The 21,894-nt window shown below is 73.1% G+C and carries 19 protein-coding genes, 1 tRNA gene and 2 pseudogenes; 7 read left to right on the top strand and 15 right to left on the bottom strand.

Annotation, left to right across the window (positions count from 1 at the left end; all coding sequences use genetic code 11):
- Window positions 1-5: 5 nt before the first annotated feature.
- The 11 genes from ACZ4V1_RS15075 to ACZ4V1_RS15125 all read right to left on the bottom strand — a co-directional run bounded on the left by ACZ4V1_RS15075 (window position 6) and on the right by ACZ4V1_RS15125 (window position 11,150).
- Window positions 6-905, bottom strand: a complete 900-nt coding sequence (locus tag ACZ4V1_RS15075) for a TatD family hydrolase (protein WP_468334895.1) — start codon at window positions 903-905, stop codon at window positions 6-8.
- A complete protein-coding gene (locus tag ACZ4V1_RS15080; RefSeq protein ID WP_468334898.1) occupies window positions 902-1,630 on the bottom strand; it encodes an EboA domain-containing protein in 729 nt (242 codons plus the stop codon). The genes ACZ4V1_RS15075 and ACZ4V1_RS15080 overlap by 4 nt, the downstream gene beginning before the upstream one ends.
- A complete protein-coding gene (locus ACZ4V1_RS15085; RefSeq protein ID WP_468334901.1) occupies window positions 1,627-2,499 on the bottom strand; it encodes a sugar phosphate isomerase/epimerase family protein in 873 nt (290 codons plus the stop codon). Before ACZ4V1_RS15085 ends, ACZ4V1_RS15080 begins: the two co-directional genes overlap by 4 nt.
- Window positions 2,496-3,386, bottom strand: coding sequence for an SCO3242 family prenyltransferase (locus ACZ4V1_RS15090; protein ID WP_468334903.1), 891 nt, complete (start codon window positions 3,384-3,386; stop codon window positions 2,496-2,498). The genes ACZ4V1_RS15085 and ACZ4V1_RS15090 overlap by 4 nt, the downstream gene beginning before the upstream one ends.
- Window positions 3,383-4,534 carry an inositol-3-phosphate synthase gene (locus tag ACZ4V1_RS15095; protein ID WP_468334906.1) on the bottom strand — a complete coding sequence of 384 codons (1,152 nt, stop codon included), beginning with the start codon at window positions 4,532-4,534 and terminating at the stop codon, window positions 3,383-3,385. Before ACZ4V1_RS15095 ends, ACZ4V1_RS15090 begins: the two co-directional genes overlap by 4 nt.
- Window positions 4,535-4,562: 28 nt before the next feature.
- Window positions 4,563-5,357 (bottom strand): hypothetical protein, encoded by a 795-nt coding sequence (locus ACZ4V1_RS15100; RefSeq protein ID WP_468334909.1) that lies wholly within the window; start codon window positions 5,355-5,357, stop codon window positions 4,563-4,565.
- A 33-nt stretch (window positions 5,358-5,390) separates the two neighbouring features.
- Entirely contained in the window at window positions 5,391-6,752 is a 1,362-nt protein-coding gene (locus ACZ4V1_RS15105; RefSeq protein ID WP_468334912.1) for an FAD-dependent monooxygenase, read from the bottom strand.
- Between the two features lie 46 nt (window positions 6,753-6,798).
- A complete protein-coding gene (locus tag ACZ4V1_RS15110) occupies window positions 6,799-7,812 on the bottom strand; it encodes a beta-ketoacyl-ACP synthase III (protein ID WP_468334915.1) in 1,014 nt (337 codons plus the stop codon).
- Window positions 7,809-9,545: an acyl-CoA dehydrogenase family protein gene (locus tag ACZ4V1_RS15115; protein WP_468334918.1), complete on the bottom strand. Its 1,737-nt coding sequence runs from the start codon at window positions 9,543-9,545 to the stop codon at window positions 7,809-7,811. The genes ACZ4V1_RS15110 and ACZ4V1_RS15115 overlap by 4 nt, the downstream gene beginning before the upstream one ends.
- A 145-nt stretch (window positions 9,546-9,690) precedes the next feature.
- Window positions 9,691-10,908: a beta-ketoacyl-[acyl-carrier-protein] synthase family protein gene (locus tag ACZ4V1_RS15120; protein WP_468334920.1), complete on the bottom strand. Its 1,218-nt coding sequence runs from the start codon at window positions 10,906-10,908 to the stop codon at window positions 9,691-9,693.
- Complete coding sequence (locus ACZ4V1_RS15125) at window positions 10,905-11,150, bottom strand: phosphopantetheine-binding protein (RefSeq protein ID WP_468334923.1); 246 nt, start codon at window positions 11,148-11,150, stop codon at window positions 10,905-10,907. The genes ACZ4V1_RS15120 and ACZ4V1_RS15125 overlap by 4 nt, the downstream gene beginning before the upstream one ends.
- Before the next feature lie 441 nt (window positions 11,151-11,591).
- On the opposite strand from ACZ4V1_RS15125, the gene ACZ4V1_RS15130 reads away from it, so the two are divergent.
- Window positions 11,592-11,664 (top strand) — tRNA-Arg (locus tag ACZ4V1_RS15130).
- Window positions 11,665-11,721: 57 nt separating this feature from the next.
- On the opposite strand, the pseudogene ACZ4V1_RS15135 reads toward ACZ4V1_RS15130, so the two are convergent.
- Window positions 11,722-12,200: pseudogene (locus ACZ4V1_RS15135) on the bottom strand (ATP-binding cassette domain-containing protein); the annotation flags it as partial.
- 376 nt (window positions 12,201-12,576) lie between these two features.
- On the opposite strand from ACZ4V1_RS15135, the gene ACZ4V1_RS15140 reads away from it, so the two are divergent.
- The 4 genes from ACZ4V1_RS15140 (at window position 12,577) to ACZ4V1_RS15155 (ending at window position 18,113) form a co-directional block, all read left to right on the top strand.
- Complete coding sequence (locus ACZ4V1_RS15140; protein ID WP_468334926.1) at window positions 12,577-13,578, top strand: hypothetical protein; 1,002 nt, start codon at window positions 12,577-12,579, stop codon at window positions 13,576-13,578.
- Between the two features lie 148 nt (window positions 13,579-13,726).
- Complete coding sequence (locus ACZ4V1_RS15145; RefSeq protein WP_468334929.1) at window positions 13,727-15,859, top strand: ATP-binding protein; 2,133 nt, start codon at window positions 13,727-13,729, stop codon at window positions 15,857-15,859.
- Between the two features lie 5 nt (window positions 15,860-15,864).
- Window positions 15,865-17,475, top strand: a complete 1,611-nt coding sequence (locus ACZ4V1_RS15150) for a type 1 periplasmic-binding domain-containing protein (RefSeq protein ID WP_468334931.1) — start codon at window positions 15,865-15,867, stop codon at window positions 17,473-17,475.
- A 218-nt stretch (window positions 17,476-17,693) separates the two neighbouring features.
- A complete protein-coding gene (locus ACZ4V1_RS15155; protein WP_468335673.1) occupies window positions 17,694-18,113 on the top strand; it encodes a DUF6196 family protein in 420 nt (139 codons plus the stop codon).
- 21 nt (window positions 18,114-18,134) lie between these two features.
- On the opposite strand, the pseudogene ACZ4V1_RS15160 reads toward ACZ4V1_RS15155, so the two are convergent.
- Window positions 18,135-18,678, bottom strand: a pseudogene (locus ACZ4V1_RS15160) (acyl-CoA-like ligand-binding transcription factor); the annotation flags it as partial.
- Window positions 18,675-19,766 carry a PP2C family protein-serine/threonine phosphatase gene (locus tag ACZ4V1_RS15165; protein ID WP_468334934.1) on the bottom strand — a complete coding sequence of 364 codons (1,092 nt, stop codon included), beginning with the start codon at window positions 19,764-19,766 and terminating at the stop codon, window positions 18,675-18,677. The gene ACZ4V1_RS15165 and the pseudogene ACZ4V1_RS15160, both read right to left, overlap by 4 nt.
- A 177-nt stretch (window positions 19,767-19,943) precedes the next feature.
- Between ACZ4V1_RS15165 and ACZ4V1_RS15170 the strand changes: the two genes are divergently transcribed.
- Both ACZ4V1_RS15170 and ACZ4V1_RS15175 read left to right on the top strand, forming a co-directional pair.
- Window positions 19,944-20,465 carry a glutathione peroxidase gene (locus tag ACZ4V1_RS15170; RefSeq protein ID WP_468334937.1) on the top strand — a complete coding sequence of 174 codons (522 nt, stop codon included), beginning with the start codon at window positions 19,944-19,946 and terminating at the stop codon, window positions 20,463-20,465.
- A gap of 109 nt (window positions 20,466-20,574) precedes the next feature.
- Window positions 20,575-21,435 (top strand): MerR family transcriptional regulator, encoded by an 861-nt coding sequence (locus ACZ4V1_RS15175; protein ID WP_468334940.1) that lies wholly within the window; start codon window positions 20,575-20,577, stop codon window positions 21,433-21,435.
- Window positions 21,436-21,544: 109 nt separating this feature from the next.
- On the opposite strand, the gene ACZ4V1_RS15180 is transcribed toward ACZ4V1_RS15175, so the two are convergent.
- Window positions 21,545-21,736, bottom strand: a complete 192-nt coding sequence (locus ACZ4V1_RS15180) for a DUF397 domain-containing protein (protein WP_217244857.1) — start codon at window positions 21,734-21,736, stop codon at window positions 21,545-21,547.
- Window positions 21,737-21,894: the final 158 nt, after the last annotated feature.

Raw genomic sequence — 21,894 nt, forward strand, 5'->3', positions numbered from 1 at the left:
TTCCGCTACCTCTGCCCTCGGTGGATCGAGCTGCCCTCGAACTCGGCGGGTGTTCCTCCGGGTCCGTCGGGGCCATCGGGGCCATCAGGGCCGTCGCGGCCGTCGGGCCCGTCGAGTTCGAGGCGTCCGCTCTGGCCGTAGAAGGCGACCGGGTTGCGCCACAGCACCTGGTCGACGTCGTCCTCGCCGAACCCGGCGGCGAGCATGGCGTCGGCGGTGCGCCGGGTCTTCAGCGGGTCGCTGCGGCCCCAGTCCGCGGCGGAGTTGACGAGGATCCGCTCGGTGCCGTACTCGCGCAGCAGCGCGACCATGCGGTCCTCGCTCATCTTGGTCTCGGGATAGATCGAGAAGCCCATCCAGCAGCCGCTGTCCGCGACGTCGCGGACCGTCACCTCGTTGAGGTGGTCCACGACGACCCGGCCGGGGTCGGTGCCGGACTCGCGGATCACGTCGAGGGTGCGGCGGGTGCCGTTGGCCTTGTCACGGTGCGGGGTGTGCACCAGGACGGGCAGTTCATGGCGGTCGGCGAGCTCCAGCTGCACCGAGAACGCCTTGTCCTCCTGCGGCGTCATGGAGTCGTAGCCGACCTCGCCGACCGCCACCACCCGGTCCCTGACCAGGTAACCGGGCAGTACGTCCAGCACGCCGGCCAGACGGGGGTCGTTGGCCTCCTTGGGGTTCAGGGCCAGCGCGCAGTGGTGCCGGATGCCGAACTGCTCGGCACGGTAGGGCTCCCAGCCGAGGAGCGAGTCGAAGTAGTCGGTGAACGAGCCGACCCCGGTGCGCGGCTGCCCCAGCCAGAAGGCGGGCTCGACCAGCGCCCGGACTCCGGCGGCGGCCATCGCCTCGTAGTCGTCGGTGGTGCGGGACGTCATGTGGATGTGCGGGTCGAAGATGCGCGTCACGCCGTGACCTCCGTGGATACGGGGTGGGTGTGCAGGTACTCGATGACGTCGGGCGGGACCGGCCGGCCCGCGGCGCGCCGCTCGGCGGCGAAGTCGGCCATCATCCGGGCGAGTTCGGAGTCCGCGCGTTCGCCGACACCCGCCACCCGGTCCAGGGGGACGCCGACGAACACGCACTTGAGCACGGCCTGCCGGTAGGCGGGAGCGTCGAGCCGGCGAGCCCCGTACGGGCCCAGGGCGGCGGCGATCAGCCGGAGGTCGTTGGACCGGACCGCGTCCTCGACCAGCGGCAGCCCACGGTCACCGAGGCCGCCGACGGCCGCCAGCAGCTCCAGCGACCGCAGCACGGCCCGCCGTTCGGGCCCGCCCCCGGCGCGGTACAGACGCGACACGACGGCCGCCAGCTCGTCACCGCGCACGGGAAGCGCGGCCAGCAACAGCGTGCGGACGGCGTCGTCCACGCTCCACGCGGGCCCCGCCAGCGGACCGAGGCGCAGGGCGGCACGTCCGCAACGACGCGCGGCGACCGCGAAGAGCCCGTCGACGTCCCCCGGTTCGCTCCGCACGGCTTCACACGCCCGCCCCAGCCATTCGGCGGCGGACGCGGGAAGGGCGGCGGCGAGTACGGCGGGGAGAGGGGTGGTCACGGGGGCGACGGGGGCGACGGCAACGTCGGCGGCGTTGGCGGCGGCATTGGCGTTGGCGGCGTTGGCGGCGGCGTTCACGCGGCCGCTCCCCGTGCCGTGTCGCGGGCCCGGGCTTCGGCCGCGCGCAGGAAGTCCAGGGAGCGCCGGGCGACCTCCGGGGCGGCGTGGCTGTGCCGGGGCAGTTCCACCGAGACCAGCCCGCGGTAGCCGGTGCCGGCCAGGGCGGACAGCACGGGCGGGAAGTCGATCTCTCCGCTGCCGAACTCCAGGTGTTCGTGGACGCCCCGGCGCATGTCCTCGATCTGCACGTTGACGAGCCGGTCCGCACAGCGCCGTACGCAGTCGGCCACCGGCTCCGGTTCCAGGCAGCGGCAGTGCCCGATGTCCAGGGTGAGACCGAGCGTGCGCGGACCGCCGAGCCGGCCGTGCAGTTCGTCGTAGGCGTCGAGGGTGTCCACGAACATGCCGGGCTCGGGCTCGAAGCCCAGGGTGACCCCGGCCGCCGCGGCGGCCTCGACGACCGTGGCGCAGCCGGACAGCAGCCGGTCCCACACGATCTGCCGGGGGGTGTCGGCGGGAGCGGCGCCGCTCCAGAAGGACACGGACTCGGCGCCCAGGTCGGCGGCGATCCGGACGGCGCGCAGCAGGAGGTCGACCCGGCGCTCCGCCCCCTGGGCGGACATCAGCACCGGCTGGTGCTTGCGCCAGGGGTCCAGCACGTAGCGGCCGCCGGTCTCGACGACGACGGCGAGTCCGAGACGGTCGAGCCGCGCCGCGAGCCGCCGCAGCCGCCGCGCCAGGTCGCCGGCGAACGGATCGAGGTGCCGCGGGTCCAGGGTGAGTCCGACGCCCTCGTAGCCCAGGTCCGCGAGGACGGCCAGCGCGTCCTCCAGTGGGTGGTCGCCGAAACCGTTGGTGCCGTATCCGAACCTCGTGCCGGCGGTCATGTGGGGGACACCTTTCTGCCGAGACGGCGGGCCCACGGAAGCGCGCAGGCGAGCGCGGCGCCCACGGCGCCGCGCCCCGCGGTCGCGGTCAACGCCGCCTGCAACGGGATCAGCGCGTGGATGCCGGCGGCCACCGCCTGCCGGACGTGCGGCGCCGACGGGGCCCGGGCGGCGGTGATCTGGGCCGCCGAACCGCCGTACGCGTACACCGCCGTGAGCACCGCCGCGGACGCCCGGTCCGCGAGCGGCCGTCGGCGTCCGTGCAGGAGCACGGCCGCGCTGACCGCGCCGCCGACGGCCAGTGCCTGCCTGGGGACCGCACGCGGCGCGCCGCCGACCTCGTACCGGCTCAGCCGCGTGACCATGCCGGTGTGCAGACCGACCGTGGCCGCCGCGGGCAGGGCGCGGCGCAGTCCGCCGGGCCCCGCGCCGCCCAGCACGTTCAGCGCGCGGGCCGTCGCCATCGCCGCGGGGCCGGCCGGGGTGGACTTGAGCGCGAGGTCGTAGGCCCAGACGACGCCGGCCAGCGGCAGCGCCGTCACCAGGCCCCGGCGGCCGCGGGCGAGCACCGCGAGGCCGAGGCCCGCCGCGGTGAGGCCGCCGGCGACCACGCGGGCCGCGGCCGGGGTGACCGCACCGCTGGGGATGGGGCGTTCGGGCCGCTCGACCGCGTCGAGGTCACGGTCCGCGTAGTCGTTGAGTGCCATTCCCGCCCAGTACAGGCAGACCGAGGAGGCCACCATGCCGAGCAGGGCGGGGCGCAGCGGGAGCCGCGCCGCCGCCGCCCCGGCGACGACGTCCCCGGGCACGGACAGCGCGGCCGGAGCCCGGACCAGCCGGGCCAGGTCGCGCGCGCACGGCAGGGCCGCCCGCGGCAGGGAGCTCACGCCGAAGCCCCCGCCGTGCGGGCCCAGTCGACCAGGCGGGCGTACTGCGCCGCGAGGTCGTGCTCGGTGGTGCCGACCGGGTCCTTGAAGAAGAAGCCCAGTTCCGGCACCGGTCCGACGGCTCCGGTGCGGTGGGCGAGGGCCATGAACCGGGCCAGGTCCAGGACGAGCGGCGCGGCCAGCGAGGAGTCGCAGCCCTGCCACGTGAACTGCAGGGTCATCCGGGCCCCGAGGAAGCCCTCGAACGTCACGTGGTCCCAGGCGGTCTTCCACTCCCCCAGGTCGGGGACGTGGTGGATGTGCACGCCGCCCTCGACGGGCCGGCCGAGCTCCGCCTCGAGGACCAGTCCCTTGGAGGCGTTCTTGCTGACGACGCGCTCAGGGTCCGCCAGGGTGGCGCCGTCACCGCCGCCGAGCAGGTTCGTGCCGTGCCAGGAACGCACGCGCAGGGCCCGCCGGGCGAACATCGGCGCGAGCACCGACTTGACCAGGGTCTCCCCGGTCTTGCCGTCGCTGCCGGCATAGGGCAGGCGCTGCTCCCGGGCGAGGTCGTCCAGGGCGGGCAGGCGCGCCCCCGTCGACGGCGTGAAGTCGACGAAGGCGCAGCCGGCCCGCAGCGCCGCGTAGGCGTACAGGGAGCTGACGGGCAGCGGCCGCTCACCCCGGGACAGGGCCCCACGCAGCGCGGCCGCCGAGGCGTGGCCGGGGTGCGGTGCGGCGGGCGGCTGCGTGGAGGAGACGTTCACGACGACGACCCGGTCCAGGCCGAGACGTTCCCGGAACCCGGTGAGGTCGGCGACGAGTGCCTCGGCGGCCGCCGCCTGGTCGCCGGTCTCCGTCCCCGGTGGCGCGGGCCTGATCTCGGCGTCGGCCGTGTCGAGCTCCGCCGTCAGCACGCCGGGCAGACCGCGGGGGACGACGCCTGCCTCGGCGAGCTGTTCGGCCCGCTTGACCAGGCCCGTGTCGACGACGTCGTGGCCGCCGAACACCAGGTCGTCGAAGCCGGGCAGCGGCACGTCGTCGAAGGGCTCGAGCGCGCTCACACAGCCGGTGGCCGGCACCAGCCCCGCGCGCAGCGCGGCGGCGCCCACGACGGTCGTCGTGGCCACCGAGCCGCGGGCGCCCACCAACCAGATTCCGGTACGCATGTGTCTCCTCCCGGACGCGCGGCGTCCGTCAGCTCATGCCTTCGGGGAGCGGGTAGGACAGGAAGTCGCGGTCGAGGCGGCGCACGCCGCGCGGCAGCCACTTCGCCGCCTCGCGCGCCACGACCGCGCGGGGCAGCGGCTCCTTGACCTCCATCTGGGTGGGCTTGGCGATCGCCTGCAACGCCCAGGCCATGGCGTTGATCGGCGCCATCCGCTCCCAGCGGTGGCGGTCGATGTCCAGCAGCGTCATGGACCGCATGAAGATGAACCAGATGTGGTAGCCGGGGGGCGGGTTGCCGTTCATGGTGTGCACCGGGCGCTCCCGGCGCGGGTCGTAGAGCACGCCCTGCGCGAAGTCCGCGAAGGCGCCCACGATCCCGCGGCCGTAGGGCCGGTAGAAGGTGTCGAAGACGCCGAGTTGCGCCTTGGAGAGCACCTGGAGGGGGCCCTTGACGGGGGTGACGTACTCGATGAAGTTGTTCGGGTAGTCGCTGGTGGCCGCCATGGCCATCCAGGTGTCGAAGATGGCCCGCTCCCATTTGTCACCGAGCGCGGCGGCGATGTCGGTGAACGCCTGCTCCAGCTCCGGCCCCACGTTGTAGAGCGTGGTCTCGTCGAACTGGTACCAGAGCTCGTTGGCCCGGCGGTCGCCCAGCATGCCGGGCACGTCCGGGAAGTCGCCGCCGTGGCCGTGGTGCGTGGCAGGCCGCTCGGCGGCGCCGGCGGGTGCGGCGGTCAGCAGACCGCCGGCGCCGAGGCCGAGGGCCGCGGCGGTTCCGAGGGTGGTCGTCATCAGCCGTCGCCGGCCGAGGTCGTTGGACATCGGGTTCTCCTTGGTTCTCTCGCACGGACAGGGCTACGGAAGTACGGGTCGCGGGGTCACGGGTCGCGGATCGCGGAGTTGCGGGTCCCGGGTCGCGGAGTTGCGGGTCACGGAGTCACGGGTCGCGGAGTCGCGGACTTGCGGGTCGCGGACTTGCGGCAGCGAGGGCAGGGACGGCAGCGAGGGCGGGGAGGTCAGGGGCGGCAGATCAGCCTCGGCGTCGTGCCGCTGGATCCAGGACACGTCCTGGACGAGGGACGACATCGTGCCCGTGGACGCCTCACCGTCCTCGTCGGGCCGCAGCCGCTGGGAACCGCCGCCGCGGGACCCGAGCTGGACCCGGGTGGTGTGCGGCCTGCGGACGGCCTCGTAGGCGTCCAGCGCGGCCGCGATCCGCCGTCGGGCGGCCGGAGTCCCGGGCACGGTGCCGGTCGCCGCGTCGAGGCAGTGCGCGAGGACCGCCGCGTCCTCGACGGCCTGACTGACGCCCTGGCCGTGGTGGGGCAGCATCGGGTGGGCCGCGTCGCCGAGGAGGGTGACGGCGCCACTGCCCCAGCGCGCGAGCGGCTCACGGTCGTACAGCGCCCAGCGCCGTGCCTCCCGTACCGCGGCCACCAACGACTTGACGTCGGGGTTCCAGCCGTCGAAGACGGCGGCGAGCTCGTCCAGGTCGCCGGGTGCGCTCCAGGACTCCAGACGCCACCGCGGGTCGGGCACCACGGCCACGAAGGTGAGGAACTCCCCGCCGCGCACCGGATAGGCCAGCATGCGGGCGTCCGGCCCCGCCCACACCAGCAGGGTGTCGCCGGGCAGGCCGGGAACCTGGTCGCGGGCGACGATGCCCCGGAAGGCGCTCTGCCCGGAGAAGACCGCGGTGTCGGGTCCGGCGACCGTGCGGCGCACCACCGAGTGGGCGCCGTCGGCGCCGATGAGGACGTCGGCCTCGGCGGTGGTGCCGTCGGCGAACTCCAGCCGGACCTCGCGTTCGGTCCCGGTGAACCGCTCGAGCCGGTTTCCCACCCGCACGACGCCGGACGGCAGCGACTCGGCGAGCATCGTGTGCAGATCGGCACGGTGGATCGTGTAGTAGGGCGCCCCGAACTCGGCGAGCCACTCCTCGCCCATCGGCTGACGCACCAGGGCGGCCCCGTCCGACCAGCCCCGCACCTCCATCCCCGAGGGCCGTACGCCATGGGTGCGCAGCCGCCCGCCCAGGCCCCAGCGCTCCAGGATGCGGCTGCCGTTGGGGCCCAGGTGCATGCCCACGCCCGCCTCTTTGAGTTCCGGCGCCTGCTCGTGGACGCGTACCTCGTGGCCTTTTCTGGTCAGGGCGAGGGCGGCGGCGAGGCCGCCGATGCCCCCTCCGACGATTGCGATCCGCAGCTTCGGCACCACGTTGTCCCTTCGTGTCGGTGGAGTCGGCCACGTCCTGGCGGTGGGGTCAGCTCCGCAGTTCCTGGACGGGTTCCGCACCCGACCAGATGACGGCGGCGGAGCCCCAGGTGAGGCCGCCGCCGAAGGCGGTCAGCAGCAGCCGGTCCCCGGAGCCGACACGTCCTTCGGCGGCGGCGTCGGCCAGTGCGAGGGGGATGGAGGCGGCGGCGGTGTTGGCCACGTCCGCGATGTTCGACACGACGCGCTCCGGGGGCAGGCCGAGGCGCTTCGCCACCGACCTGAGGATGCGGATGTTCGCCTGGTGCCCGACGAAGGCGTCGACGTCCGCCAGGTCCCACCCGGCCTTCCCCGCGACGGAACGCGCGGATTCCGTCATGGTGGTCACCGCGCGGGCGTAGACGTCGCTGCCCCGCATGGTGAGGTGGTCGCCGTCCGGGGGGATGGTGATCAGGTCGTCGCCGGTGCCGTCGCTGCCGAGTTCCGTGTGCAGCACCGCGCCCGGCTCACTGGTCCGGCCGCGCTCCAGGAGCACGGCGCCCGCTCCGTCGCCGAACACGACGGCCGTGGCCCGGTCGCCGGGGTCCACGATCGAGGAGTAGACGTCCGCGCCGATGACCAGGGCCCGCTCGCAGGTGCCCGCGGTGATCATCGAGTCGGCCACGGCCAGCCCGTAGACGAACCCGGAGCACACGGCGGACAGGTCGAAGGCGGCGGACCGCAGGCCCAGCCGCGACGCCACCCGAGGGGCGGTGGCCGGGCAGCGCCGGTCCGGGGTCGTGGTCGCGAGCAGGACGAGGTCGCAGTCGTCCCGTCCGGCGGACTTCAGGGCGGCCGCCCCGGCGGCCACGGCGAGGTCCCCCGTGCCGGTCCGGTCGGAGACCCGGCGGCGACGTTCGATGCCGGTACGGCTGTGGATCCAGGCGTGGTCCGTGTCGAGGTGCCGTGACACCTCGTCGTTGGTGATCACGGTCTCCGGCAGGCAGGTGCCCAGGCCGGTGACGACCGCACCGACCCGGTCGTGGGCGGTCATGGAGGGCGCGGTCATGGAGGGCGCGGTCATGGACGGCCCCCTCCCCGCGAGGCCCCGGACCACGCCGCCGCGGGGGCGGCCCCGGCGTGGGCCATGGCCGCGTGGCGTTCGGCGAAGTCCGGGTGGGCGATGGGCGCGGTGACGAGTTCCTCGGGTACGGCCAGCTCCCGCAGCAGCGCGTCGTCGTCCAGGGACGCGCCGGCCGCCTCGTGGCGGGCCGCCTCGAACCGCAGCACCGCTTCCTGGTCGAGGATTCCGGCCCGCAGGCCGGCGAGGGCGTGTTCCAGCACGCAGGCCGCCGCGTACTGCCCCAGCAGCCGCTCGGCGAGCGGGGTCGCGGCGTGGGCCGCCCAGTGGCCGAGCGCGAGCGTCTGGTGGACGGCGCGGGTCCACTGGGCACTGGCCTCGCCCGCGCCGTCCCGTTCCACGCGGTCGAGCAGGGTGTTGCAGAGGGTTCGCAGCACGCGGGCGGCGTCCAGCCGCGCGGCCGGGGCGACCGCCTCGTCGAGCACGGCGTCGAAGTCCGCGCGGTGGCGCAGGGCGAACCGGGTCGCCTGGTAGCCGAGGACGGTGTTGTCCCCGCCGAAGGTGACGGCGATCTCGTAGTCGTGCAGCAGCGGGGCGATCTGGTTCGCGTCGTGGTAGCCGAGCCCGCCGCACAGCTCCCGCGTCTCGGCGAGGGTGTGCCGGGCGTCGCCGGTGCAGCCGGACTTCCCGCAGGAGATCAGGGCATGCAGCACCTGGTCGCGGGCCGGCGCCCGCTGTGCGCTGCGGGCCACGGCGATGTCGGACAGCGCCGCCATGGCGTGCCGGGCGGCCAGCGAACGGCCCACGGCGGCCGACAGCCGCATACGGTAGTGCTCGTGGCCGAGCAGCGGCCTGCCGAAGGTCTCCTTGACGGCCGCGAAACGGGTGGTGATCGCGCAGGCGAGCAGCTGCGCGTACGCCGCCCCCACCGACGGGAAGAGCCGCTCGTGGGTGAAGGTGGCCAGGCACTCCTCGAACCGCCGGTGACGCGGCAGCGGGGACCGGTACGTGCCGTCCGCGTCGATCGACGCCCAGCGGTTCATCAGGGCGGACAGCGGGAGCCGGTAGTCCGTGAAGGTCAGTACGCCGGTCTGGTTGGCGGTGACGCCGCCCTTCGGCTCCGCCCGTCCGATGCGCACGCCGGGCAGCACCGTGCCGTCCTCGCGCAGCGGGACCCGCAGCCAGTGATGCCCCTCGTCCCGCCCGCCGACCACCAGCCGGCTCAGCACCATGGCCACGTCGCCGGTGTGCAGGCTGTTGCCGGTCCACACCTTGCTGTCGGCGGGCCCGGGCGTGTTCAGGACCAGGCTCCGCTCGTGCGGGTCGTACGCCGCCGTGGTCCGCACCTGCTTCAGGTCCGAACCGGCGAGCAGCTCGGAACCGGCGAAGCAGTACGTCCTGTCCATCGTGTCGATCTCGGGCGCCCAGGCGTCCAGTTGCTCCGGACCACCGTGGCTGAGCAGCGCGTCGCCCGCGATCTGGTGCGAGACCAGGACGTTGAGCAGGGACAGGTCGTACGCGCCGATCCAGCCCATGGTGCGGAGGAACTCGGGGAAGCGGGCGCTGTCGCCCCGGCCCAGCCAGAGTGAGTTCGCCGCGAACCCGGCGCCGTTGAGAAGCCGCGCCCGGCGCAGCGTCAGCAGGCTGTAGTCGAGAACGCTCAGGCCGTCCGGTCTGATCGTGGCGAATTCGGGCCCGGACAGGACACGGACCAGCTCTTCTTCGCGTTGCGTCATGGACTCTCCAGGATGGTTCGCACGGTCCGTGGCTGGGTGGCTGGGTGGTCGCGTGGCCGCGTGCTCTGGTGGCCGCGTGCTCTCGTGGCCGCGTGCTCTCGTGGCCGCGTGCTCTGGTGGCCGCGTGCTCTGGTGGCCGCGCCGGTCAGGCGTCCAGCACCAGCGCGCAGTTGCTGCCCCCGAAGCCGAAGGACGTGCTCACCGCGACGTTCCCGCCGTGGCGGCGCGCGCTGCCGAGGACCAGATCCAGTTCGGGCAGGTCGGGGTCGGCCCGCTCGGTGTGCGCGATGGGCGGCAGGGTGCCCTCGCGCAGGCTGCGCAGGGTCAGCACGGCCTCGATGGCGCCGGCCGCGCCGAGGGTGTGACCGAGCAGCCCCTTGTTCGCTGTGACGGACGGGCGGTGGGGGAAGAGGCGGGCGATGAGCCGGGCCTCCGTCTGGTCGTTCTGCGGTGTCGAGGTGCCGTGGGCGTTGACGGTCGTGACGTCCCGCACCGACATGCGCGCGGCGGCCAGCGCCTGTTCGATCGCGGCCGCGGCACCCGCTCCGTCGGGGCGGGGGGCCGTGGGGTGGTGGGCGTCCGAGGTGTCGGCGTGGCCGAGGAGCCGGCCGAGCACGTCGGCGCCGCGGGCGCGGGCCTTGGCCGGCTTCTCCATGACGACGGCCGCGGCACCCTCCGAGATCACGAAGCCGTCCCGGTCGGCGGCGAACGGCCGGGACGCGTCGGGCCCCTTCTGCTCGGAGAGCGCACCCATGCGGGCGAACCCCGAGACGACGAGGGGGGTGACGGCCGCGTCCGTGCCGCAGGCGATCACCGTGTCGCAGACACCGGCGTCCAGCAGCGTCTTGCCCAGACCGAACGCCGAGGCACCCGACGCACAGGCGGCCGCCACCGTGTGGCTGGGCCCGGTGATCCCGTACCGCGCGCCGAGGGCACCGGCCGCCATGTTGATCAGGGACCGCGGATGCAGATACGGCGAGACCATCGAGGGCCCGTGCCGGTCCAGCCGCCGGTGCTGCTCGTCGTGCGTGGTCACCCCGCCGAAGGCGCTGCCCACCACGATCCCGACCCGGCTGCCGTCCCAGGTGCCGGGGTCGAGCCGCGACTGCGCCAGCGCCTCGTCCACGGCGGCCAGGGCGAAGCGGATGAACGGGTCGGTGCGGGCGGTGCCGCGCCCGCTCAGCCGGCCCGGCGGCAGGGGAGGCACCCGCAGGCTGTGCCACGCGCCGGTGCCGGCCAGCGGCTCCGGATCACCGGATTCCAGGGACCCGGCCGCACACAGCGCTGTCCAGGTGGAGTCGGCATCGGTGCCGGCCGGGGTCACCAGTCCGGCACCGGTGATGGCGGCGGGCCCCTCGATCACGCCGCTTCCAGACCCGCGTCGGCCAGCGAGACGACTTCCCCCACCGTGAGGTCCGCGATCCGCGTCTCCTCGCCGCCGAGGTCCACACCCGTCTCTTCCTTGATCCGGACGATCAGCTCGGCGACGGCGAGGGAGTCCAGTTCGAGGTCCCGCAGCAGAGCGCTGTCCGTGATCTCCTCGGGGTCCACTTCCAGGTCGTCGGCCAGGATCCCGTGCACAACCGTCTTGGGGTCCGTACTCATGGCGTTCACCTCTGGGGCTCAGGTTGGGGCTCAGGATTGATTCGGCACCTCGAAACGAGATCGGCTCCACTGTGCTGGCGCCGGATATGGGGCACCTATCGCGCCGTTATCAGCCGGGAGCCGGCGAAAGGAGACCCGGGCGAGAGCGCGCCGCCACCCACCACGGACAACACCGCGAACAGGTGTCCCAGCAGCCCCGGGGCGATGTCGCCCCTCAGCACCCTCCACACGGCGATCGAGTCGGCGGCGCCCCACCCTCACCGACACCCGTCCGAGCGCCGATCCGGTACCCTGTGGACCGAGCGCTCTGGCAGCGCTGCGGCACACTGCCGGGCCTCTGCCCGGCACGAGCCGCAGCCGCCGGTCCCGGGCGCTCAGGGATTGACGAAGCCTGGCCAGGAGCAGCTCACCGCACTCCGAACAAGGTTTCGCCCAAGCCCCGCCTTCGTAGCTCAGGGGATAGAGCACCGCTCTCCTAAAGCGGGTGTCGCAGGTTCGAATCCTGCCGGGGGCACAGCCAGAAGGGCCAGCTCAGGAGGGGGTTCCTCCCTGACTGGCCCTTCCTCGTTTGGACGGCCGCCTCGTTCACCGGGTCCAGGGCCGAAGTGACCTCGTCAAGCAGCACGATCGGCGCGTCCTTCAGCGGCGCGCGGGTGATCGAGACGCGCTGCCGCTCGCCGCCCGACAGCAGCGCCCCGCCCTCGCTCACGTCCGCCGACCAGCCGCCGGGCATCCGCTCGATCACCTCGTCGAGACGGGCCGCGACGGCGGCCCGTACCTCGGCGTCGGTGGCGTCCGGGCGGCCGAGGCGCACGTTCCCTCGGGTACGGACAGCTTCGCTCAGTCGGCGACCGCCCGGTCGCCGTGCTGGAAGGTGACCGCGTCGAACACGACGTCATGACCAGCCGGTTCGCGCGGCGCGCGAGGCTCCGGCAGCGGCTTGGTGTTGAGGACCTCGTCGAGGCGGGTGAGTTCGGCGCGGGCGGCCCGGATGCCGGCACTCGTCTCGGCCAGGGACAGCAGCGGGGCGGCGCGGCGGGCGGCGGTCACCCTGCCGCCCGGTGACCGCGGTGCGGTGCCGCACCGGCACCTCGGGCCGCCTTCCGGGAGTACCCCGGAGCGAGATCCTCTTCGAGCCGGAGGGGCGGCCGCCCAGGGTGCCCGATACCGGTGACGCCCTGTTGGAGACCCGCGGTGAGTGATGCACCACCAGGCGCCGACACCCTTCCGGACGCGCAGCCGCAGCTGTGATCACCAGCCCGCGCCACCGGATGCCCCGGTTCGGACCGGCGCACGTCTTGGCCAACTGAGGGTCACTGAGTCGGAGTTGGTCTTTTGGGATTAGATGACCGGCCTGATTACACGGGTGAAAGATGGGTAGGTGCCGCAGCCAAGCCGTCGATCCGAAGACGAACAGGATCCGTCATTGTCTGCCTCAGCGTCCGCGTTCCGGGACCATGACGACTTCGCCGTGTACGTCGAGCGATACGGTCCCCGTCTTCTGCTGTGGATCTGGGACCGGGCGGAGGGTGTGCCGGGGCAGCAGGTCTCCTGCGCGGAGTTCGGCTCTTCGCAGAGCATCCCCATGAGCGCGGTCCGGGTCATCGTCGACCATCTGAGCGCCGAGGAGCTGATCAGTTCCCACGACGGACACGGCACGGACACGCGTGCTCCCCTGGTGTCGCTCCGGTCCGCCGGGGCGGAGCGGGCTCGCCGGCTGCAGGCCCTGCGCGCGAACTCGGCGCAGCGAGGCCGTCACGCGGCACGCGCCGTACTGCACTGGATACACGCCAACCCGCACCGGCAGCCCCTGCGGATCAGCGGATTCCTCGATTCACCGGACGTCTTCTTCCTCGGTGAACCCCTCTCCCGCAGCGAGGTGGCCCGTGCCCTCACCTACCTGGCCAACGAGGACCTGATCACCTGTGAGGGGCCGCCGTTCCACAACGACGTCGGCTCACACGTGGCGCTCACCTCGCAGGGCGAGAGTGCCGTGCTCAGCGGCGCGTCCGACATCGTCGCGTATGCGGCCCAGCAGCGCGAGCGCCGTCGGCCCGTCCAGGGCACCCACATAGTGGCCGAGAGAATCGGGCACATCATCCAGGGCGACTCCGACAGCAGCGTGCACAACAGCATCGAGGTGCACACCGCACTGGCGCCCGCCGACCTCGCCCGGCTCATCACCGAGCTGGTACCCGGACTCGACCTGGACCCGGAGTCCCGCGCGGCCCTGCTGCGCAGCGCGGATGCGCTGGCGCGCGGCGACGGCGCGGGCGAGGACGCTGACGGCAGTAGTCCTCGGCCCGACCGGCAGCGCGGGCTCATGGAAGGGATGCGGCGGCTGCTGGGGGCCGCCCCCGACACGATCGGCAGACAGTTCCTGCTGGACGCCGTCGGCCAAGCCCTCGGGCGGCTGCTGGGAAGCTGAGCCACCCGGAGCACACGGAACCGGAGCACACGGAGCACCGGAGCACACGGAACCGGAGCACACGGAGCACCGGAGCACACAGGGCCGGAGCACACCGTACGACGACGGCACCCGGAAACAATGACAGAACGGGGGGAGAGGGATGCGGATGCCCTTGTACGGACGGGACCCCATCCTGCGCGCGTTGGTGCCCCGTCTGGTCGGTCTGGCCGCCGACCGGCGGGAGCTGGTTGCCAAGGAACACCGCGACGACCTCCCCGTGACGCTGCTGACCGGTCGGCACGGCATGGGCAGGACCGCGATCCTGGACTCCCTGGAGGACGCCTACCGCGGGCGCGTTCCGCTCGGCAGGGTCGATGCCGCCGAGATCGAACAGGTGCGGTGGTCCCGTGCCGCGGCGGCCAACACCTCGGCCGTGGTCGAGATCCTGGAGCGGCTGGTGTGCGAACTGGCTCCCACCGTCCCGGGCGCCGCGAGGCTGCGGTTCTCCCGTCTGCTGCCGGGACTGTTCGCCGTGTCCAGCTGGCACCGCGGCAACGAGGGCGAACAGTCACTGGCCCGCGACCGGATCGCGCGCCTCCTCGTGGCCTGCGGCCTGGAGAAGGGCGCGACCGATACGGACGGCACCGACTGGACGTACGACGTCAGCGAGCGCCTCGCCGACCCGGACCGGCGCCGGCACGACCTGGCTCCGGTCACCGAGGCGGTCGTCCAGCAGTACTTCAGCCGGCACACCCGTGGTCGCGTCGAACGGTTGGTGCACCAGTGGTACCAGAGCCGTCTGCCCGGCTCCGAGGACGGTGAGGCCGCCCTGATCCGACTGAGCCTGCGCTTCCACCAGGGCGGCGACTTCCAGCACGCGGTCGAACGCGTCCTGATCGCCTCGTTCCTCGAAGACCTCACCGACGCCCACGGCCGGTGGCAGCGGATCAACCGGACACCGCGGCCACTGGTCCTGCTGGACAACGTGCACACCGCAGCCGGGCAGCGCGTGCTCGACCTGCTGCTCGAACACCGTGCCGCGCCCGGTTCCGACACCCGCGACCCGCTGGTCGTCGTCGCGACCCGGCTGGGCGACGGCGCGGGACGCTACCCGGACGCGACGCACCGCGAACCGGCCGAGCTGGTCCATGCCTCGGGCTGGGAGCGCTCCGCCCCCGGTTCGCCGTCGGCGGGACTGCTCGTGATCCCCCTGACACCGCTGACCCGCGACGACCTGCTGCTGATGCTCGACCCGGCCGAGGGCCCGCTCCACCGCAATCTGCCGTCGGCTCTGCACGCCCTGACCCGGGGGCACCCGCAGGGCAGCAGGACGCTGTGCGAGGCGGTGGTCCGCGCCAGTGGACAACGCGACGTCGCACCCGAGGAGTTGCTCGACCTGCCGACCGAGGAGGGGCGCCCGGTCGCCGAGACGCTGCTGGAGCAGCTGATTCCGCAGCCCCAGCTGCGCGCCCATCTGCTGCAGCTCGCCCTGGCCCGCGACCGGACCGCCGCCCAGGCGCTGGTGCCGGCGTCCGCCCCGGCCGGTGACGGCCTCCCGGGTGCCGGGCTCTCGTCCGCCGCCCGGTATCTGGAGGAGGAGCACTGGACGGCCTGGGCCGACGGCGCCGCCCCCGCCCCGGGTTCACGGACGGACGGCACCACCCCCGCCACAGGTCTGCGGACGGACTCCCCCGCCACGGGTTTCGTCCCCGATCCGTTCCTGCGCGCCCTGCTGCTCCACGAGGCCCGTACGGCCTCCGCGGCGGCCCCGCCGGGACGGCGCTGGGGGGATCTGCACGCTCTTCTGCGCGGGCACCACGCGGCGCGGGGAGCCGGGCATGAGCCCGATGTGCTGCGCCACACCCTCGCGGCCGGGGACGCTGATCCGGTGGTGAGCGCGCTGACCGCGTACTTCGGCGACTGGGAGGCGGGCCGCTGGCTGGACACCGTCCGGTATGTGGCCGAGGCTCCCCGGCCCCCGGCGGACGGATGGACCGACGACCGCGCCGAGATCGCCCGCGGCGCCCATGACCACCGGCACGCCGAGGCCGACGACGTACGCAGGTCCGTCAACAGGCTGCTGCACGCGCTCTGGTATCTCTCCGAGACCTACGCGGAACCCCTGCCCGACCTGTGTGACGACCTCGGCTCCGAGCTGGCGTTCCTGTCGATGCGGCATCCCTCCGGGCGTGCCGTCCTCAACGAGGCCGCTCGGGCCTGGCCGGCCGCGGCACGCGAACGAAAGCCCTACCCGACGTACGGCTCTGCCCAGGACGGCGCCGGCCGAGACGAGGAGTGAGGACCGTGCTGAACCGTTTCAGGAACCGGGCTCTGGGGCCGGCCGACAAGGCCGTCGTCCTCGCGGTGGGTGTGGTGCTGCTCTCGGCGCTCGCCTTCGTGGTCGTACGGCTGCTGCCCGAGGAGTGCGGCAGCGGGCTGGAGGCAGCCGGGGGCGAGTGTGTGGGCGTCACTGCCGGAGTCCTGGAGGGCGATCCGGAGCTGGAGGGCCTGATACGCGCCGTGTCGGACGAGAACGCCCGGGTGGAGAAGGGCTGGACGGAACCGGAGAACGGGCAGGCCCGCGTCCCCTACGTGCGGGTCGCCCTCATGATGCCGTTCAGCACCGATGCCACCAGCGCCATGAGTACGGAGCAGATCGCCCGCGCACTGGCGGGTGCGCACGCCGCCCAACTGCGGGCCAACGCGCAGGCGGGGCCGCGCTACCAGCTGCTGCTGGCGAACGACGGCAAGGACCTGGACCAGTGGAAGCCCGTCGTCGACCGGCTCGCCGGGATGACCGACGACGACAGGGCGCCGCTGGTCGGCGTGTTCGGCATGCCAAGCAGCACTCCGGACACGCTCGCCGCGGCCACGGCGCTCTCCGCTCACCGGATCCCGGCGATCGGCCCCGTCCTCACCTCGACGACGATGGAGGCCGGATACCTCTTCAAGACCTCCCCGTCGAACGAGCTCTTCGCCCAGGCGCTGCGGGAGTACCTCGACGACCACCCGGGGAACGGAACGGGTTTCCTCGTCTCGGACCGGCGGCAGCAGGACAGCTACTCCGCCGACCTGCGGAAGGTCTTCCTGGCGCACTTCGGTGAGAAGTACGGACTGAAGCAACGCCAGGCGTCCTATCTGGGGCTGACCGGCGACGACGAGGGCGTCCCCCAGCGCTTCTCCGACGCCGCCCGGAGCATCTGTCTGACCAAGGCCGACACGGTCTTCTTCGCGGGACGCGATCACGATCTGCCCCATCTGGTGGACCGGCTGGCGAACGAGCCCTCCTGCGACCACGGGCAGCCGACGCGCATCCTGAAGGTGGGGATCGGCATGGATCCCGATTCCACCGCGCCGGACATCACCGAGCAGCTGCGGCAGTCCCGGATCTCCCTCGTGGGCGCCGCCTCCGTCGACACCCGGTCCTGGACGGGGAACGAGAAGCTCCCGGCCGGGCCCCGCGGCTTCCTGAAGCAGTTCGACAAGCTGCGGGCGAAGCTGCAAAGCGACCCCGCACACCAGCAGCCGTGGGGGAACAAACCTCTGGACGACGGCTACGCGGTCATGTACTACGACGCCTTCACCGTGCTCTCCCAGGCCACCGGCCGGGCGTACGACGACATCAACGGCGGCGAGGACAACGACGCCGGCCCGGTCCTGCCCACTCATGACGACGTCTACAACACCGTCGTCAACATGAGCATCCTCGGCACCGAGTCCGGTGCGAGCTGCGTCAACTGCGTGCGCGGGGCCAGCGGCACCTTCGGCTTCGACGACTCCCAGGACACACGGAAGTGGGCGGTCTGCAAGCCAGTGCCCGTCATCGAGTACCCGGAACCGGCCGCCGCCGCGAAGGGGGAGACGGCCGGGACCCACCGCTCCTTCGAGCACATCTTCGACGGCACCTGCCCCTGACCCCTCATGGCCCTCGGCCGAGGCGCATGCCGGGCGACCCTGACGGTTGCCCTCACCGCCGCCGACCCGAAATAGACGACGGGGACGGGGCGTTGCGACGAGAGTCGCCCCGTCAGGAGCCTTCGTTCCGACAGGGGAGGCGATCGGGTCGGTGCTCCCCGATCGGGGTGGGAGCACGGCGTAACGGATCAGGGGGCGCGCCGGTGGTCAGTGTGAGTATGGAGACCGCGGAGCAGACCGAGGAGCGGCTGCGTCGGGTGATCTCCGAGGCCGACCTCGTCGTGCACGACGGCGTCTGGTGTTTTGAGGAGTCTCCGGCCGACCGGCCGCCGGCGCTCACCGGCGAGACGCTGGCGGTCGTCCGGGACCGGGAGAGCTGGAGCCGCCTGGTCCCGCTCACCCGGGAACGCGACGGCGTCGAGCGTTTCGGGATCTTCTCCTTTCACTTCGCCGGCCAGGGGGACAACAGCGGTTTCGTCGGCTGGCTGGCCACCCACCTCAAGGCCGAGCTGGGAACCGGCGTATTCGTCGTCTGCGGCAGCAACCGCGCCCGCGGCGGCATCTACGACTACTGGGGCTGCCCCGCCGACTTGCTGGACCAGGCCGTCGCGGTCGTCAGAACGCTGCGAGGCGACTGAGGGGCCGCCACCGGGGCGCGCTTGCGCGATCTCCGGGTTGGTGCGGCCGGCCAGGGTCAGTTCCCGGGTACGGGTGAACAGGACGCGGTGGACTGCGCCCAGCAGGCCGGCGGCCGTGCGGGGCGTGATGTCGTCGGGTGGGGTGTCCGTGGTCTCGGCCAGGGCCGCGGTCAGCGCCTCCTCCCGCTGGTCGTGGAGGCCGCGCAGGCAGGCGGTGAGGGTGGGGCTGTCGGCGATCATCCGGGTGAAGGCCGGGCCGGCGAAGCCCGCGACCGGATCCTGGGCCTCCACCGCTGCCAGGAAGGCACGGCGCAGGGCAGCGCAGGGCCGCCAGCGGGGTCTCGCCCGGTTCGCGCGCGGCCACGGCGCCGGCCAGGGCGGCGACGAACCGGCCCTGGTGGTCGAGGGCCGGGTCCTCCTTGCGCGGGAAGCAGTCCGTCACCGTCTTCTTGGCGACGCGGGCGACGCGGGCGGCGCCGGCGATCTCCACGATCGTCGTGCGCTCGAAGCCCTGCTCGACGACGGTCCCGACGACGCCACCGCCTTCGAGACCCGCAACGCTCACGCCGGACCGGCCGCTCCCCCGGCACCGCCGTGGCCCTGGTACCGCAGCAGCAGCATCGCGGCGTCGTCGTGGTGCGGTCCCGCCGCGTGCCGTACGAGGTCCTCGCGCAGGGCTTCCAGGGCGCGGTGGACGTCGGAGTCCGCCAGGAGGCGGGCGCGTTCGGCGAGCGGGTAGAAGCCGCCCTCCTCGTCCCGGGTCTCCGTGACGCCGTCGGTGTAGAGGAGCAGCTGGTCGCCGGGGGTGAAGGGCACCGGGAACGGTTCCGGGCCGGGTCCGCCGTGCACGGCCAGGCCCAGCGGGAGGGCGTAGGAGGGCGGCTCCGGGAAGTCGGCGGTGCCGTCGTGGCGGACGATCATCGGGGCCGGGTGGCCGTAGTTGAGGAGGACGACCTGGTGGTCGTAGCCGATCTCGGCGAGGATCGCGGTCACGAACTTCTCGTCCTCCAGCTCGCGGGCGACGCTGCGTTCCAGCCGCTCACCGAGTTTGACCAGGTCCTTCTCGTCGTACGCCGCCTCGCGGAAGGCGCCGAGGACCCGGGCCGCGGTCTCCACCGCCGCCAGGCCCTTGCCCTGCACGTCGCCCACGATCACCCGGACGCCGTGCGGGGAGGCCACCACCTCGTACAGGTCGCCGCCGATCCGGGCCTCGGCGAGCGCGGAGGTGTACGAGACGGCCGCGTGCAGCGGGCCCGCGGTCAGCGGTACCGGGCGCAGCAGGACCCGCTGGGCCGCCTCCGCGATCGACCGCACGCTGGCCAGCTCCGCCTCCCGGCGGGAGCGCATCACGGCCGCCGCGATCCCGACGCCGGTGACGCCGGCCACCGACGCCATGGCGGTGAAGCCGCGGGGGCGGTCGAAGAGCCCGTTGTACAGGCCGAGGCCCAGGCAGAGCAGCAGCGCGACGAGTCCGATCACCGCCGTACGCCGCCAGCCGCCGACCAGGCCGGCGAACGCCGGACCCAGCGACACCAGGGGCAGGAGCCCGACCCCCGGCCCGGCCGTGAGGTCCACGAAGGCGACCACGGCCATGGCCGCCACGGGCATCCAGGACAGCATCGTCGAACTGGATGGCGACTTCTTCGCGGTCATGACTACTCCGGTGTCGCAGCGCTCAAGAGCCGCCGTTCCCTGTTCCCAGGCGTCCCTCCAAGTCTCTTAGACTATGCAAGGGTTCGGTCGGGCAGGAACGGCCGGGCGGTCCTTAACCCAATCGAGGCCGAGTGACGCGCCGACCGGCGGGACATGTCGCGGGGCTAGCATCCGCTCATGACGACCTCACGGAACACACAGCCCAGCGACGGCTTTCCCCTCGACGTCCGGATCGACGCCCTCCAGGGCGGGTCCGCCGACCTCGCCCAGTACGCGGGCCGGGTCGTACTGGTGGTCAACGTGGCCTCCAAGTGCGGGCTCACCCCGCAGTACGCCGGCCTGGAGCGGCTGCACGAGCGGTACGCGGAGCAGGGTTTCACCGTGCTCGGTGTGCCGTGCAACCAGTTCCTGGGCCAGGAGCCGGGCAGCGCCGGCGAGATCGCCGAGTTCTGCTCGGCGACGTACGGCGTGACCTTCCCGATGACCGAGAAGGTGGATGTCAACGGGGAGGACCGGCACCCGCTGTACGAGCGGCTGACCGGCTTCGCCGACGCCGAGGGACACAGCGGGGACATCCGCTGGAACTTCGAGAAGTTCCTGATCGGGCGGGACGGCAAGGTCGCCGCCCGCTTCTCGCCGCAGACCGAGCCGGAGGCGGCCGAGGTCGTGGCGGCCGTGGAGGAGGGGCTGGCGGGCTGACCCGGTCCGGTCGGCCGGGCCCGGCCGACCGTTGACCTTGCCCCTGGGGCAGGCCGCAGCGTCGTCGTCACCGGGCGGAACAGGCCGCCCGGTGACGGAGGATGACGACGTGGACGATGCACGCGACGACGAGTTGCTGACCATCGGGGCGTTCGCGGCGCGGGCCCGGCTGTCGGCCAAGGCCCTCAGGCTGTACGACCGTATGGGCCTGCTGGTGCCCGACCATGTGGACGAGGCCACCGGCTACCGCTACTACCGCACCGGCCAGACCGAGCGCGCCCGGCTCGTGGCACTGCTGCGGCAGCTCGACATGCCGCTCGCGAAGGTGGCGGACGTGGTCCACGCGGACGGGCCCGAGGCCGCCGGTCTGCTCGACGCCTACTGGGCGGGAGTGGAGGCCCGGGTGGCCGGGCAGCGGACGCTCGCCGGCTACCTCCGTGGGCGTCTTTCGGGGAGGAGCTCCGAGGTGTACGGACAGTTCGCGGTCGAGACGGTGGATGTGCCCGAGCAGGTGGTGATCAGCGAGACCCGGCACACGCTGGCGGGGGAGCTGCCGGCGTGGATCGGTGCCTCGCTGGGACGGTTGGAGGAGGCGGCCCGGGGGTGCGGGGGCGTGACGGCGGCGCCGTTCGTCGTCTATCACGCCGAGGTGTCGATGGAGAGCGACGGACCGGCGGAGTCGTGCGTACCGGTCGCCGACGAGGCGGCGGCCCGGGCGTGGAGCGGGGAGCGGGGGCGGGTCTGGCAGTCGCGGGTACGGGTGGAGCCGGCCCGGCGGCTGGCGTACACCCGCATCACCAAGGCGCAGGTGGCCCATCCGCAGATCCTGGCCGCCTTCGAGGCGGTGGAGGAGTGGATCGCCGACCGGGGTCTGACGGTGGCGGGGCCGTGCCGTGAGGTGTACTTCGCCGACTGGGAGGCGTCGGGCCCCGAGGACCCGGTGTGCGACATCGCCTTCCCGGTGAGCTGAGCCGGGCTGACGAAGGGTCGGGACCGGACTGAGCAGAGCCCTCTCGGCAAGGTCGGCGAACTGGTCGAGAGGGCTCCGTCGCTGTGCTGATGGGTGGCGCGTGGAGCCGTTACTCCTTGACCGAGGTCACGAAGGCGTTCCACGCGTCGGCGGGGAAGGCCAGCGTCGGCCCCCCGGGGACCTTGGAGTCGCGGACGGCGAGTGCCGCCACGACCGGTGACTTGACCTCGACGCACGCGCCGTTTCCTCCGGAGTAGGAGGACTTGGTCCACGATTCCTGGGCGCCCTGAAGAATTGCCATGTCTGCTCCGATGGCGAGTTGCTGAGTGCGGTTTACGCCAATGACGCTTGATCTTTGGCGTGATCGACGCTACTCGCTGACCTCGCCGACCGGAGCAGTCATTCACCCGACCGGATGGCATATTCCAGGTGACTCTTCCAGTACCGCGCACCAGGGGT

Source organism: Streptomyces sp. NPDC028991 (assembly GCF_055564775.1).

Excerpts from the sequence above, each read along its gene's own strand:
- ACZ4V1_RS15085 (WP_468334901.1), bottom strand. The coding sequence starts at position 2,499 with ATGACCGCCGGCACGAGGTTCGGATACGGCACCAACGGTTTCGGCGAC.
- ACZ4V1_RS15095 (WP_468334906.1), bottom strand. The coding sequence starts at position 4,534 with ATGCGTACCGGAATCTGGTTGGTGGGCGCCCGCGGCTCGGTGGCCACG.
- ACZ4V1_RS15100 (WP_468334909.1), bottom strand. The coding sequence starts at position 5,357 with ATGTCCAACGACCTCGGCCGGCGACGGCTGATGACGACCACCCTCGGA.
- ACZ4V1_RS15110 (WP_468334915.1), bottom strand. The coding sequence starts at position 7,812 with ATGACCGCGCCCTCCATGACCGCGCCCTCCATGACCGCCCACGACCGG.
- ACZ4V1_RS15115 (WP_468334918.1), bottom strand. The coding sequence starts at position 9,545 with ATGACGCAACGCGAAGAAGAGCTGGTCCGTGTCCTGTCCGGGCCCGAA.
- ACZ4V1_RS15125 (WP_468334923.1), bottom strand. The coding sequence starts at position 11,150 with ATGAGTACGGACCCCAAGACGGTTGTGCACGGGATCCTGGCCGACGAC.
- ACZ4V1_RS15145 (WP_468334929.1), top strand. The coding sequence starts at position 13,727 with ATGCCCTTGTACGGACGGGACCCCATCCTGCGCGCGTTGGTGCCCCGT.
- ACZ4V1_RS15155 (WP_468335673.1), top strand. The coding sequence starts at position 17,694 with ATGGAGACCGCGGAGCAGACCGAGGAGCGGCTGCGTCGGGTGATCTCC.
- ACZ4V1_RS15165 (WP_468334934.1), bottom strand. The coding sequence starts at position 19,766 with ATGACCGCGAAGAAGTCGCCATCCAGTTCGACGATGCTGTCCTGGATG.
- ACZ4V1_RS15170 (WP_468334937.1), top strand. The coding sequence starts at position 19,944 with ATGACGACCTCACGGAACACACAGCCCAGCGACGGCTTTCCCCTCGAC.
- ACZ4V1_RS15180 (WP_217244857.1), bottom strand. The coding sequence starts at position 21,736 with ATGGCAATTCTTCAGGGCGCCCAGGAATCGTGGACCAAGTCCTCCTAC.